This window comes from Kitasatospora kazusensis (genome assembly GCF_039529945.1).
Classification (GTDB): Bacteria; Actinomycetota; Actinomycetes; order Streptomycetales; family Streptomycetaceae; genus Kitasatospora; species Kitasatospora kazusensis.
On record NZ_BAAANT010000009.1, the window covers coordinates 190023 to 203995 of the forward strand.

General features: G+C 72.3%; 12 protein-coding genes. 2 read left to right on the top strand and 10 right to left on the bottom strand.

Features of this window, described 5'->3' with window-relative positions; translation table 11 throughout:
• Positions 1–2: 2 nt before the first annotated feature.
• Entirely contained in the window at positions 3–1823 is a 1821-nt protein-coding gene (locus ABD330_RS10900) for an NHL domain-containing thioredoxin family protein (protein WP_344463429.1), read from the top strand.
• A gap of 95 nt (positions 1824–1918) precedes the next feature.
• On the opposite strand, the gene ABD330_RS10905 is transcribed toward ABD330_RS10900, so the two are convergent.
• Positions 1919–3214: a M18 family aminopeptidase gene (locus tag ABD330_RS10905; RefSeq protein ID WP_344463431.1), complete on the bottom strand. Its 1296-nt coding sequence runs from the start codon at positions 3212–3214 to the stop codon at positions 1919–1921.
• A 235-nt stretch (positions 3215–3449) separates the two neighbouring features.
• Positions 3450–5279 carry an acyl-CoA dehydrogenase gene (locus tag ABD330_RS10910; protein WP_344463433.1) on the bottom strand — a complete coding sequence of 610 codons (1830 nt, stop codon included), beginning with the start codon at positions 5277–5279 and terminating at the stop codon, positions 3450–3452.
• Positions 5280–5505: 226 nt separating this feature from the next.
• Here ABD330_RS10910 and ABD330_RS10915 point away from each other — a divergent pair, with 226 nt between their 5' ends.
• A complete protein-coding gene (locus ABD330_RS10915; RefSeq protein WP_425555497.1) occupies positions 5506–6021 on the top strand; it encodes an SseB family protein in 516 nt (171 codons plus the stop codon).
• A gap of 5 nt (positions 6022–6026) precedes the next feature.
• Here ABD330_RS10915 and ABD330_RS10920 read toward each other — a convergent pair whose 3' ends face one another.
• From ABD330_RS10920 to ABD330_RS10955, 8 genes are all read right to left on the bottom strand, one after another.
• On the bottom strand, positions 6027–7148 hold the full coding sequence (locus ABD330_RS10920) for an alpha/beta fold hydrolase (protein WP_344463435.1): 1122 nt from the start codon (positions 7146–7148) through the stop codon (positions 6027–6029).
• Positions 7149–7228: 80 nt separating this feature from the next.
• Positions 7229–7666 (bottom strand): DUF4260 family protein, encoded by a 438-nt coding sequence (locus ABD330_RS10925; protein ID WP_344463437.1) that lies wholly within the window; start codon positions 7664–7666, stop codon positions 7229–7231.
• A 22-nt stretch (positions 7667–7688) separates the two neighbouring features.
• Complete coding sequence (locus tag ABD330_RS10930; protein WP_344463439.1) at positions 7689–8561, bottom strand: 4'-phosphopantetheinyl transferase family protein; 873 nt, start codon at positions 8559–8561, stop codon at positions 7689–7691.
• Positions 8470–9336, bottom strand: a complete 867-nt coding sequence (locus ABD330_RS10935) for a 2-oxo acid dehydrogenase subunit E2 (RefSeq protein ID WP_344463441.1) — start codon at positions 9334–9336, stop codon at positions 8470–8472. Before ABD330_RS10935 ends, ABD330_RS10930 begins: the two co-directional genes overlap by 92 nt.
• On the bottom strand, positions 9333–9563 hold the full coding sequence (locus tag ABD330_RS10940; RefSeq protein ID WP_344463443.1) for an acyl carrier protein: 231 nt from the start codon (positions 9561–9563) through the stop codon (positions 9333–9335). Before ABD330_RS10940 ends, ABD330_RS10935 begins: the two co-directional genes overlap by 4 nt.
• A 30-nt stretch (positions 9564–9593) precedes the next feature.
• The gene (locus ABD330_RS10945; protein WP_344463445.1) at positions 9594–10613 is read right to left on the bottom strand and encodes a 3-oxoacyl-ACP synthase III family protein; all 1020 of its coding nucleotides are present in this window, start codon (positions 10611–10613) and stop codon (positions 9594–9596) included.
• A gap of 28 nt (positions 10614–10641) precedes the next feature.
• On the bottom strand, positions 10642–13650 hold the full coding sequence (locus ABD330_RS10950; RefSeq protein WP_344463447.1) for a type I polyketide synthase: 3009 nt from the start codon (positions 13648–13650) through the stop codon (positions 10642–10644).
• Positions 13647–13949: an acyl carrier protein gene (locus ABD330_RS10955; protein WP_344463449.1), complete on the bottom strand. Its 303-nt coding sequence runs from the start codon at positions 13947–13949 to the stop codon at positions 13647–13649. The genes ABD330_RS10950 and ABD330_RS10955 overlap by 4 nt, the downstream gene beginning before the upstream one ends.
• Positions 13950–13973 lie beyond the last annotated feature (24 nt).

Below are 13973 nucleotides of genomic sequence, written 5' to 3' on the forward strand. Positions count from 1 at the left end.
ACATGGCTTCTCGTGCACGCGTACGCGCCCCTGAACTCGTCGGCGCAGGTGGATGGCTCAACACCGGTGGCAAGGATCTGTCGCTCGCGGACTTCCGCGGCAAGATCGTCATCGCCGACTTCTGGACCTTCTGCTGCATCAACTGCCTCCACGTCCTGGACGAGCTCCGGGAGCTGGAGGAGAAGCACCGCGACACGGTGGTGATCGTCGGGGTGCACTCGCCCAAGTTCGTGCACGAGGCCGACCACCAGGCCGTGGTGGACGCGGTGGCCCGGTACGAGGTGCACCACCCGGTGCTGGACGATCCGGAGCTGGTGACCTGGAAGCAGTACGCGGTGCGGGCCTGGCCGACGCTGGTGGTGATCGACCCCGAGGGGTACGTGGTCGCGCAGCACGCCGGCGAGGGGCACGCGCACGCCATCGCCAAGCTGGTCGAGGAGCTGGAGACGGAGCACGCCGCCAAGGGCACGCTGCGGCGCGGCGACAGCCCGTACGTGGCGCCGGAGCCGGTGGCCGGGGATCTGAAGTTCCCCGGGAAGGTCGTCCGGCTGCCGGACGGGCACTACCTGGTCGCGGACTCCGGGCACCACTCGCTGGTCGAGCTCGCGGAGGACGGCGAGACGGTGGTCCGCCGGATCGGCGACGGCGAGCGCGGCCTGGTGGACGGCACCGCGCCCCGGTTCAGCGAGCCGCAGGGCCTGGCCCTCGTCCCGGCCGGGCTGGACCTCGGGTACGACGTGGTGGTGGCCGACACCGTCAACCACGCCCTGCGCGGCGTGCGGCTGGCGGACGGCTCGGTGAGCACGCTGGCCGGCACCGGAAAGCAGTGGTGGCAGGGCTCCCCCACCCAGGGTCCGGCCCAGGAGGTGGACCTCTCCTCGCCGTGGGACGTGGCGTTCTTCGACGGTGAGGTCTGGATCGCGATGGCCGGGGTGCACCAGCTCTGGTCCTTCGACCCGGCGGCCGGGACGGTCGCGGTCGCGGCCGGGACGACCAACGAGGGCCTGGTGGACGGCCCGGCCGACGAGGCCTGGTTCGCGCAGCCGTCCGGGCTGGCGGTCTCGGCGGACGGCGAGCGGCTCTGGGTCGCCGACTCGGAGACCTCGGCCGTCCGGTGGGTTTCACGTGAAACGAAGACCGTGCACACCGCCGTCGGCGCCGGGCTGTTCGACTTCGGGCACCGGGACGGCGCGGCCGGGCAGGCGCTGCTCCAGCACCCGCTGGGGGTGACCGTGCTGCCCGACGGTTCGGTGGCGATCGCCGACACCTACAACCACGCGCTGCGCCGCTACGAGCCCGCCACCGGCGAGGTCAGCACGCTCGCCACCGACCTGCGGGAGCCCTCCGGGGCGGTGCTGGCCGACGGCGATCTGGTGGTGGTCGAGTCCGCGCGGCACCGGCTGACCCGGCTGCGGCTGCCCGAGGAGGCCGTCCGGGTCGAGTCGGTCGCGCACCGGACCCAGCGCGCCGCGACCGAGGTCGCGCCCGGCGCGCTCCGGCTGGACGTGGTCTTCCAGGCCCCCGCCGGGCAGAAGCTGGACGAGCGGTACGGCCCGTCGACCCGGCTGCTGGTCAGCTCGACCCCGCCCGAGCTGCTGGTCTCCGGGGCGGGCCCGGACTCGGCGCTCACCCGCGAGCTGGTGCTTGCCGCTGACGTCGCGGAGGGCGTGCTGCACGTGTCGGCGATGGCGGCCTCGTGCGATGACGATCCGGAGATCGAGTACCCGGCGTGCCATGTGCACCAGCAGGACTGGGGCGTCCCGGTGAAGCTGACGGCGGGTGGGGCGACGCGGCTGCCGCTCGTCCTCGCCGGGATGGAGTAGCGGTACCCACAAAGGCGCGGGGAACGGTGCGACCAGGGCACACGTAGGTGCATGGTTGGTCGCGCAGTTCCCCGCGCCCCTGGAAGAACGGGCCGTCAGCCTTCGAGGAAGGCCTTGATCGCGCTGGCCAGCAGGTACGGGTCGTCGGCGCCGCAGAGTTCGCGGGCGGAGTGCATGGAGAGGGCGGCGATGCCGCAGTCGACCGTGGTGATGCCGAGGCGGGCCGCGGTGATCGGGCCGATGGTGGTGCCGCAGGGCATCGCGTTGTTGGAGACGAAGGCCTGCCAGGGCACGCCGGCCTTCTCGCAGGCGGCGGCGAAGACGGCCCGGCCGAGGCCGTCGGTGGCGTAGCGGTTGTTGACGTTGACCTTGAGGATCGGGCCGCCGTTCGGCAGCGGGTGGTGGCCCGGCTCGTGGCGCTCGCTGTAGTTCGGGTGCACCGCGTGGCCCATGTCGGAGGAGAGGCAGACCGTCCCCGCCAGGGCCCGGGCGCGGTCCTCCGGGGTGCCGCCGCGCGCGTAGACGCTGCGCTCCAGCACGTTGCCGAGCAGCGGCCCCTGCGCGCCGGTGTCCGACTCGCTGCCGGTCTCCTCGTGGTCGAAGGCGGCCAGCACCGGGATGTACGGCAGGTCCCCGCCGGCCACCGCGGCGAGGGCGGCGGCGGCCGCGTGCACCGAGAGCAGGTTGTCCAGGCGCGGGCCGGCCAGCAGCTCGCGGTCCTTGCCCAGGTAGCAGGGCGGCTGCACGTCGTGCGTCATCAGGTCCCAGCCGGCGATGTCCGCGGCGTCGACGCCCGCCTTCTCGGCGACGTACTCGATCAGCGAACCCTCCGTCACGTCGCCGATTCCCCAGATCGGCGTCAGGTGGCGCTGCTTGTCGAGCTTGAGGCCGTCGTTGACCTGACGGTCCAGGTGGATCGCCAGCTGCGGCACGCGCAGCAGCGGCTCGTCGATCTGGACCAGCGTGGCGGTGCCGTCGCGCAGCGCGAGGCGCCCGGACAGGCCGAGGTCGCGGTCCAGCCAGGTGTTCAGCGGCACGCCGCCGTAGATCTCCACCGCGACCTGGCGCCAGCCGGCCGAGCCGGTGTCCGGGATCGGCTTGACCCGCAGGTTGGGCGAGTCGGTGTGGGTGCCGACCACCCGGAACGGCGTCGCGGGGCCCGCGCCCTCGGGGACGTACCAGGCGATCAGTGCCCCGCCGCGGATGACGTACCGGCCGCCGACGGCGGCGTCCCAGGCGTCGGTCTCGGCCACCCGTCGGAAGCCCGCCTTCTCCAGTCGCTCGGCTGCGCTGGCCACGGCGTGGAACGGCGACGGCGAGGCGCTGAGGAACGCGATCAGGTCGTCGGTGTGCGTTCGGTCGAAGTAGGCCGGACGGGCGGCGGTCGACATGCTGCTCCTGGGTTGAGGGAGGGCTGAAAGCCGGACGGGGAACCCGGTCTTCGCACCCGAGCATATGCCCGTACACGGACATGACGAGGCGACTTCAACAACGGTCACACAACGGTGAAGACATCGTGACGGCGGGCGGTCGTCCAGAGCAGAACCAAAGCAGAAAGGGGGTCTACGCGTTGTGCGTAGACCCCCTCCCTGCTGAGGGTGGGTCAGGCGGTCAGGCCGGGGAGGCTCAGAAAGCCTCCTCCGCGAGGTCCATGATCTCGTTGTCGATGCCCTCGGCGATCAGGCGCTGCGGGGTGACGGTCGGCAGGATGTTGCGGGCGAAGAAGCGGCCCGCGGCGACCTTGCCCTGGTAGAACGGGACGTCCTTCTCCGAGGCGCCCGCCTCCAGCTTCGCCAGCGCCACGGCGGCCTGGCGGAGCAGCAGCCAGCCGACGACGACGTCGCCGGAGACCATCAGCAGGCGGGTGGTGTTGAGGCCCACCTTGTACATGTTCTTGACGTCCTGCTCGACCGAGGAGAGGTCGGCGAGCAGCTTGCCGACGATCGCCTCCAGGTCGCCGGCGGCCTTGGCGAGCAGCTCGCGCTCGGCGGCGAGGGCGTCGCCGCCCTCGGCCGCGCCGAGGAACTTCTGGATCTGCTCGGACACGGCGGTGAGCGCCTGGCCGCCGTCGCGGACGATCTTGCGGAAGAAGAAGTCCAGGCCCTGGATCGCGGTGGTGCCCTCGTAGAGGGTGTCGATCTTGGCGTCCCGGATGTACTGCTCGATCGGGTACTCCTGCAGGAAGCCGGAGCCGCCGAAGGTCTGCAGGGACTGGGCGAGCTGCTCGTAGGACTTCTCCGAGCCGTAGCCCTTGACGATCGGCAGCAGCAGGTCGTTCAGGCTCTCGGCCGCCTTGTCCTCCTCGCCGCGCAGGCGGGCGGCGACCAGGTCGTCCTGGACGGAGGCGGTGTAGAGGACCAGGGCGCGCATGCCCTCGGCGTACGCCTTCTGCGTCATCAGCGAGCGGCGGACGTCGGGGTGGTTGGTGATGGTGACGCGGGGGGCGGCCTTGTCCATGAAGTTGGAGATGTCCGCGCCCTGCACGCGCTCCTTGGCGTACTCCAGCGCGTTCAGGTAGCCGGTGGAGAGGGTGGCGATGGCCTTCGTGCCGACCATCATCCGGGCGAACTCGATGATCTTGAACATCTGGCGGATGCCGTCGACGGTCTCGCCGACCAGCCAGCCCTTGGCCGGGTGCTTGGCGCCGAAGGTCATCTCGCAGGTGTTGGACGCCTTGAGGCCCATCTTGTGCTCGACGTTGGTGGCGTAGGCACCGTTGCGCTCGCCGAGCTCGCCGGTCTGCCAGTCGAAGTCGAACTTCGGGACGATGTACAGACCGAGGCCCTTGGTGCCGAGCTTGCCGCCCTCGGGGCGGGCCAGCACCAGGTGGATGATGTTCTCGGACATGTCGTGCTCGCCCGAGGTGATGAAGCGCTTCACACCCTCGATGTGCCAGGAGCCGTCCTCCTGCTTGATCGCCTTGGTGCGGCCGGCGCCGACGTCCGAGCCCGCGTCGGGCTCGGTCAGCACCATGGTGGCGCCCCACTGCTTCTCGACCATGAGCTCGGCGACGCGCTTCTGCGCCTCGGTGCCCTCGTCGTGGACGACGCCGGCGAAGGCCGGACCGGAGGAGTACATCCAGATCGCGGGGTTCGAGCCGAGGATCTGCTCGGCGTACGCCCAGATGAGCGACGACGGGGTGACCTGGCCGCCGATCTCCTCCGGGATGCCCAGACGCCACCACTCGGCGTCCATGTAGGTCTGGTAGCTCTTCTTGAAGGAGGCCGGGATCGGAGCGGTGTTGGTCTCCGGGTCGAAGACCGGCGGGTTGCGGTCGGTGTCGGTGAAGGACGCGGCGAGGTCGTTCTCGGCGAGGCGCGAGATCTCGCTGAGGATGTTCTTCGCGGTGTCGACGTCCATGTCGGCGAACGGACCGGTGCCGTACACCTGGTCGCGACCGAGCACCTCGAAGAGGTTGAACTCCACGTCCCGCAGGTTGGACTTGTAGTGACCCATGGCCGTTTTCTCCGGTTCGTCGCTTCCGGGGTCCGCCGCTTCCGAGCGACCCACTTACCCGCCAGTAGACAACATGATGCTACCCGTAAGTAACTTGTTCAAGCCCTTCCGCGTGAAAGGCGGCGACAAGGTCACGTGAACGTGGTCACGTCCCACAACCGCCCACCGCCCGTTGTTGTCCGGATCAGCCGCCCTGCGGCGGGCCCGGGCCCGCTAACCTGGGCACGTGTACGGCTACGAGCAGACCGCCTACCAGGGTGACCCCTACCAGCAGCAAGCGCAGCAGCAAGCGGCGCAGCAGGCAGGGATGAACGGCATGCCCGGCCCCGGCCCGTACGGGGACCCGCAGGGCGCGCCGCAGCAGTCGCTCTACCCCGAGCCCTCGCCCCCGTCGCTGGCCGACGCCGTCCGGGCGTTCACCACCGGCTCGATGCCGGTCGAGGACTTCCAGGCGATCTTCATCACCTCCAAGGTGCACTGCCCGCGCGGCGACCGCCCGGGCTTCCTGGCGCTGCACAACACCCCCACCCCCGTGATCCCGATGTTCAGCTCGCTCAAGGAGCTGCGCCGGTACGCGGGCAAGGAGTCCAAGCACTTCAGCGTCTCGGGCGCCGAGATCCTCGACCTGCTGCCGACCGGCTACGGCTTCGCGCTGGACATGGAGGGCGAGCACCGGATGGTGTTCGACGCCAAGGCGGTCGAGCAGATGGTGGACTTCACCATGCGGCGGATGTACGGCTGACGCCGTCACCCCGCCTTCGCTTCCCCTTTCAAGAGGTCCGCGAAACGGTGCAGGCCCATCGCGACCTCCAGGGCCTTGGTCCGGTGGTCCTGGATGCCCTGGCTGCTGAGCAGGGCGTGCATCAGCCAGAGCCGCATCTCGCCCAGGTGCGCCGGCGAGCCGTGCACGTCGTCGAACTCCTTGAACCTGGCCTTGGGCAGCCGGGCGGCCAGCAGCTCGCCGTCGGCGCGCGGGATGATCTCGTCCCGGGTGCTGCGGACGTAGCCGACCGGGATCCGGACGGCGTCCAGCTCCGCCGGGGTGAGCCCCCAGCCCGTCAGCTCGGCGCGCAGGGCCGGGCGGTCCGCCGCGCCGGTGAGCCTCAGCAGCACCTCCTTGGTGATCGCCGGGACCTTGACCTCCCACCAGTCCTCGTCGGTGAAGAACGGCCCGACCGGCGCGCCCACGGTCAGCACCCGCCCGAACCGGGGGTCGGCGGCCGAGGCGCGCAGCGCGAGGTGGCCGCTGAAGCTGAGCGCCAGCAGCGAGACGTCGGTGGTCCTGGCCCGGCCCGCCAGCCGGTCGACCAACTCGGGGAACAGCCGCCAGGAGTCCGCGTCGTAGCGCAGGGTGTTCTCCCCGACGCCGGGCAGTTCGGTGACCACGGCGGCGAAGCCCTGCTTGGCGAGCTTGGGCAGCAGCTGCGCCCACTGCTCCTTGACCGAGACGATGCCGCCCGTCACCAGCAGCAGCGGGCGCGGCTCGGCGGCGTCCAGGCCGGCCGTCCAGGCACGGACGGTGCCGCCGGGGAGGTCGAGCTCCAGCGGCTCGATGCCGCCCTGCGCGGTGCGGTTCAGAGCGGTGCGCCAGCGGTCGAAGGCCTCGACGGCGCTGCGCTGGGCGCGGGCGCGCTCCTCGTCGGCCGGGTAGGGGAAGCGGGCCATCGTGTAGTGGCGGCAGGCCTCCAGGTGCCGGCCACGGGCGGCCAGCGCGTCGGCCGTGGTGCTCCACACCTTGGCCCAGGAGTCCGGGGAGCCGGTCTCGTCGTTGCGGATCCGGGCCAGGATCCCGGCCACCCGGCGGGCGTCGATGCCCTGGCCACGGGCGTGCAGCTTGGCGTACGCCTTCAGCTCGTCCAAGTCGAACATGTGACAACCGTTCTGGGAGCGGGGCAGCGGATGACCGGGGCTCTGCGCGGGCGCGTGGCGGGCACGGCCGGCCCGGCCGGTCAGTGGATGTGGCCGTCGGGGTGGCGCAGGCCGACCCCGGTGGCGCGGTCGAGGGCGATGTGGGCCAGCCAGCCGAGGCCGCCGACCACCAGGGGCTGGGAGAGGGTGGCCAGGCCCAGGGCGACGGCCACGGCCGGGGCCCACGGGCGGTGCAGGGTGTTGTACAGGCCGACGGTGGCGCGCGGGATGTAGCCCGGCCCGGGCACGGGTTCGCCCCAGCCGCGTACGAAGGCGAGGTCGGGGCCGACCAGGCCGGCCCAGAAGGTCCAGGTGAGCGGACCGCCGAGGGCGGTGGCGACGGTCAGCGCGGAGACCCCGACCAGTGCGCTGAGCAGCCGCCCCTCCGGGTGGCGCCAGGTCCAGATGTCCCTGGGCGCCTCCTCCGGCAGCGGCGGGGCGGCGGCGAAGGTGGGCGGGGCGGCGAAGGTGGTGCTCATCGGGATCCTTCCGTAGGTCTGGCTACCAGTCGGCGTCGCCGCCGTGGTCGGGCTCCTCCTCGCCGAGCGCGTCCATCAGGGCGTCGACGAGGGTCGGATCGAGCATGGTCCTGGCCCGGGTGTCGTCGGCCCGGCCGAAGCCGAAGTCGAAGACGGCGGCGCTCAGCACGTACTCGGGGTCGTCCGTCCAGGTGCGGAAGGCCCACTCCCCCGAGTCGGCGGCCCGGCCGTCCAGCCCGCGCAGGCCGGTGGGGCGGCCCTGCGGGCCGAAGCCGAAGTCGGTGAAGCGGAACTGCAGGCCGATGCCGAGCGCCTTGCTGTACGCCTCCTTGAGTGTCCAGAGCCGGATCAGCTCGCCGCCCCGGGCGGCGGCCGGGAGGGCCTCCACCTGCTCCAGCTCGTACGGCGTGCAGAGGTGCTTGGCCAGGCCCTGTTCGTACATCTCGCGGTCGGCGGGTTCGGCGTCCACGCCGATCAGGCCCCGGGTGGTGAGGCCGACCAGCAGCAGGCCGTCGGTGTGGCTGATGCTGACGTCGATCGAGTCGTTGCCCCGGAGGTAGGGGCGTCCCCGGTCGCGGTAGCCGATCTCGACGGCCTCCGGGGCGACGTTCAGCAGGGTGCCCGCCGCGTACTTGAGCAGGATCCGGGACGCGGCGAAGCGGATCCGGACGTCCGGGTGGGTGAGGTCCAGGTAGCGGGCCCAGTCCCGGCCGAGCAGTTCGCGCAGCCGGGGGCCGGCCGCCCGGTCCGGGCGCCAGTCGTCCAGCCGCGCGTACACGACGGCGGTGCCGTGCTCCTTCACCTCACGGCTGACCGGCGTCCACGGTCCGTCGCGCCCGGTGATCCTGACCGGCATCCCGAACGGCACCGCCGTCGCCGTCTCGACTCCTGCCATCGAACTCCTCCAGTGTCTTCTTGAGGTCGCCCAGCACGTCCGCGGCCGTCGCCCCGTCCACCACGCGGTGGTCGAAGGCGAGGCTGAGCCGCATCACGGGCGCCACGGCGACCGCCCCGTCCCGGACCACCGGGCGGTCGGCCACCCGGCCGGCGCAGACGGTCAGGGCCGTCCCGCCGGCCGAGTGGAAGCCGTCCACCGGGCGGTGGCCGAGTGAGCTGACCGAGACCGTCCCGAGGATCCGGGCCCGGCGGGCCGGATCGCGCAGGGCGGCCGCGAAGGCCAGCCGGCCGAGCGGGGCGGGCAGCCGGCCGAGCCTCCTGACCGCGTCGAACTCGGGGAGCCCGGCGGCGTCCGGGCCCCGGTAGCGGTCGATCCGGTCCTGGATGCCCGCCAGGTCGGTGCGGTCCAGGTCCGGCAGCAGTGCCGACAGCACGGTGCGCTGCCCGTCCACCGGGCGGTCCAGGGCCAGCTTGCCGGTGACCCCGGCGAAGGAGGTGATCCTGGGCCGGCGCAGCCGGGACGGCCAGCCCGGGGCGACCACCGCGTTCGCCTCGGGGTACCGGGCGAGCACCTGGCCGGTGGCCAGCAGCAGGTAGCTGACCAGGGAGTACCGGCGTGCGCCCAGCGCCCGGTGCGCGGTGACGGCCGTCATGTCGACCTCGGTGTCCAGGTAGACCGGACGCTGGGACGCCGCGTACTCCAGGAAGTAGAGCGTGTGCCGGCGGGCCCGGACCGGGTCGGTCCGGACGGCCTCGGCCCGGGCGGCGGTCACGAGGCGCTCGCCAGACGGTGGATCTCGCCCAGCGAGCGGGCCTCCAGCAGCCGGCCGACCGGGACCTTGCGCCCGGTCGACTTCTCCAGCGCGGTGACCAGCTTGAGCAGGTGCAGCGAGTCCCAGCCGGGGAGCGCGTCGAAGTCGGCCTCCAGCTCGGAGGCGCCGACCTGGACGCCGATGTCGTCGTTCACCAGCTGGACGAACTCCTCGGTGGTGATGCTCATTGCGTTACTCCTGTCGGGTGTGGCGAGGGGTCAGATCTTTTCCAGGGCGAAGCCCGCCTTGATCCACTTGCTGGACTCGATGGCCACCGCGAGCGCCTTCTGCCCTGTGGTCATCTCGGCGAGCAGCCGCTCGGTCTGCAGGAAGGGCAGCGCGTTGCCGTTGTTGCCGGTGTCCGCGACGCAGGAGATCTCCCGGACGCCGGGGACGTCGAGCCGGTCGTAGATCAGGCTGGTCATCCGGCCGGACAGCTGTGGCGGCAGGATGTAGTCCAACTCCTCGACCGACCAGTCGAGTTCGCCGAGCAGCTCCCAGAGGATCTCCACGGCCATCACCGGGACGGCCTCCTCGATGGCCTTGTAGTCCTCCTTGATGGCCTGCTTGTCGCTGTCCCTGTCCGCCACGCCGAACCACTCGATCACCTGGCCCGGCGCCCGGCCGAGACCGGTCAGCCGGTTCAACACCCGGCGCAGCGCCACCCGTTGGCCGATCGGCTCGGGGGTGAGCACGGCGGCTCCGGCGCCGTCGCCGAAGAGCACGAAGTTGACCAGCTCACTGGGGGCCGCGTCGGTGAGGTCCCGGCGCAGGTCCAGGTGCTTGCTGCAGACGTCCCCGCCGATCACCAGGCCGGTGCCGCCGGTACTGGTGACCAGGGTGCGGGCCAGGTCGAACGCCTGGACGGCCCCGGCGCAGCCGGACTGCAGCTGGTAGGTGGGCAGTTGGTCCAGGCCGAGCTGGTCGGCGACGTGGTTGACGGTGGCCGGCATCAGGGTGTCCGGGGTGGCCGTGCCGAGCACGATGAAGTCGATCTGGGCCGGGTCGATGCCCGCGTTCGCGATCGCCTTCTCCCCCGCCTGCGCGCAGAGGTCGGCCAGCGACCAGCGGACCTCGTTGGTGCCGATGTCCCGGGCGAAGTGCCGGGTCCTCGTCCCGATGAAGACCTCGACCCACTCCTGGTTGACACCCAGGGCCTTGGCCAACTGCTCGTTGTCCACGGGCTCGCCGGGCAGGCTGGTACCGATCGAGGCGATGTACGCCTCCGGTGCGGTCATCACACGTTCCTCTCCTGGCAGTGGGTGGTCACGACGCGACGGTGATGCTGCTGCGGTGGTGCTCGAAGAAGGTGGCCAGGGCACCGAGCGAGGCAAGGTGCGGGAGCAGGTCCTGGACGGGGACGGCCTCCGTCCAGCCGAGCTTCTTCTCGATCCTGGTCTTGAGCTCCATCACCATCACGGAGTCGAAACCGAGGTCCTCGTACAGCCGGGAGTGCGCGCCGAGTTCGGCGACCGCGTAGCCCCCGACCTGGGCGACGGCGGCGAGCACCGCCTCCGCGACCGGGCCGGTCAGGCCGGCGCCCCTGGCCAGGCCGATCCGGGCCAGGCCCGGGCCGGTCTCCGTCGCCGCGAGGGCCTCCGCGACCGGCGCGGCCGCCGGGACGGGCCCGGCCGAGCGGCGGACGGGGCCCCGGCTCCAGTACCGGTGGGCATCGGAGAAGACGTACGGCGCCAGGCGCAGCGCCTGCCGGTCCTCCTCCGGGTAGAGCGCGTCCCAGGCGGGGTTGAGGCCGTCCCGGTGGAGCGAGGCGAGCAGCTCCAGCAGACCCGCCGCGCCCGGGTCCTCACCCTGGGCGGGGTGCAGGGTGCGCAGCCCGGCGGGCGGGCGCAGGCGTCGGACCAGGCCGTTCAGCACCGGCTTGGGGCCGATCTCCACCACATGGGTCGGGGCCGCGTCGAAGAGCCGTTCGCTCGCCTCGGCGAACAGCACCGGCGCTCCGACGTGTTCGACCCAGTAGGCGGCGTCCATCGGCTCGTCCCGCAGGACCCGCCCGCGCACCGTCGAGTAGAGCGGCAGCTGCGGCACGCCGCCGCCGACCTGCTGGGCGATCTCGGCGAAGCGGTCCAGCATCGGGGCCATCAGCGGCGAGTGGAAGGCGTGCGAGACCTGGAGCCGGCGGGTCTGGACCCCGCGCCCGGCGAGGAGGCCGGCCAGCCGGTCGAGTGCCTTGAGGTCGCCCGACAGGACCGTCTGCTGGGGGCCGTTGACCGCGCCGACGCCGACCAGCGGCTCGCCGTCGACCAGTTCGCGCAGGTCGGCGGCCGGTGCCTGGACGGACAGCATCCCGCCGCCGATCGGGAGGGCCTGCATCAGCGCGCCGCGGGCGGCGATCAGCCGGGCCGCCTCGGGCAGGCCGAACACCCCCGCCGTGACGGCCGCCGCGTACTCGCCCACGCTGTGGCCGAGCAACAGCGCCGGGGCGACGCCGAGTTCGCCGAGCGTACGGGCGAGCGCGTAGCCGACGGCGAACAGGGCGGGCTGGGTGTAGCGGGTGAGGTGCACCAGCTCGTCGCCGGAGAGGATCAGGTCGCGTACCGACTCGCCGACGTGCGGCCGGAGTTCGGCGTCGGCCTGGTCCAGGAAGCCCCGGTAGAGGGCCGATTCGCGGTAGAGCCTGGCGGTCATGCCCGGGCTCTGCGAGCCCTGGCCGGTGAAGAGCAGCGCGATCTTGGGGCGGCCGGCCGGCTGGGCGGCGAGCCGCCCGAGCAGGTCCTCGTCCTCGGCCGCCGCCCGCAGCCGCGCGGCGAGTTCGGCGGCGTCGGTGGCGGGCAGCGCGAAGCGGACCCGGTGGCCGCCCTTGACCCGGTTGCTGTTCCAGCAGACCGGGCCGACCGGGACGCGGCGCCTGCCGATCTCGTCGGCCTGGGCGAGCAGGTTGCGGCGCAGCGCGTCCGGCGAGGTGGCACTGAGGGTGAAGACCCCGCCCGACCCGGTGGCGCCGGGCCGGACGGCGGTCGGCGGTGCGGTCTCCAGGACGGCGTGCGCGTTGGTGCCGCCCATCCCGAAGCTGCTGAGGCCGGCCAGGGTGGGGCCGGCCGGGAGCCGCAGCGGCGCCTTGAGCAGCCGCAGCCCGTACTTGGCGAGGTTCAGCTTCGGGTTCTCCTTGGTGGCGAACCGGCTGGCCGGGACGACCCGGTGGTGCAGCGCCAGCGCGACCTTGATCAGGCCGGCGATGCCCGCCGCGCCCTCGGTGTGGCCCAGGTTGCCCTTGACCGAGCCGAGCGCCATCGGCTTGCCGGTGCGGCCGGCGTGCAGCCCGCCGAGCGCCTTGACCTCGATCATGTCGCCGAGCTCGGTACCGGTGCCGTGGCCCTCGGTGAAGGTCACGTCCCCGGCCTCGACCCCGGCCCGGTGGTAGGCCCCGGCCAGCACCTCCTGCTGGGACCAGCGGTTGGGAGCGGTGATGCCGTTGCTGCGCCCGTCCTGGTTGACGGCGGTGCCGCGGATCACCGCGTAGATCTGCTGGCCGTCGGCCAGCGCGTCCTCCAGCCGGCGCAGTACCACCACGCCGACGCCCTCGCCGCGCCCGATGCCGTTGGCCTCCGAGCTGAACGGCTTGCAACGGCCGTCCGGCGCGGACAGCCCGGCCTGGGTGTAGAAGATGCCGAGCGCCGGGGTCAGCGCCACGTTCACGCCGCCCGCGAGCGCGTAGTCGCACTCGCCCGCGAGCAGCGCGTTGGCGGCCAGGTGCACGGCCACCAGCGAGGAGGAGCAGGCGGTGTCGACCGCGAGGCTGGGCCCCTTCAGGTCCAGGTGGTACGAGATCCGGTTGGCGGTCATGCAGTAGCCGTTGCCGGAGCCGACCTGGGCGGTGATCCGGTCGTAGTCGGTCAGGTGCAGCTGGGCCCACTCGTTGCCCATGATCCCGACGAAGACGCCCGTCCGGCTGCCCGCGAGGCCGCTCGGCGCGACACCGGCGTTCTCTACCGCACGCCAGGCGCACTGCAGCAGCAGGCGCTGCTGCGGGTCCATCGCGGCGGCCTCGCGGGGCGAGATGGTGAAGAACTCGTTGTCGAAGACGTCCGGGTCGGTGATGAACCCGCCCTCGGTGGTGTTGGTACGGCCCTCGGCTCCCTCGGGCGAGTGGAAGTCGCCCTTGTCCCAGCGGTTCGCGGGCACCTCGCCGACACCGTCGCCGGAGCGCATCAGCAGGTCCCAGTAGGCGGCCGGGTCCGGCGCTCCGGGGAATCTGCAGTCCAGGCCGACCACCGCGATCCGGCGGACGGCTCTGGACTCCCCTGCGGTAGCGCTCATCGCGTGATGCCCTGGCTGGCGAACTCGTCCAGCAGGTGGCCGGCCAGGGCCTCGACCGTCGGGTAGTCCCAGGCCGCGGTGGGCTCCAGGACGAGGTCGAAGTCCTCCTCGATGTCTCCGCAGAGCCCGAGCGCCGCGACCGAGTTGAGTCCGTACTCGGCGAGCGGCACGGTCGGGTCGATCTCGGAGGGGTTCCGCTTGAGGTAGACCGCGATGCGGTCGGCCAGCCAGACGGTGAGCGATTCGGCGGTGTGGTGCCCGGCCCCGCCTGCGGGTCGGTCGGTAGTGGGGACGGACATTGTTCTCTCCTTGGGTCGGAAGGG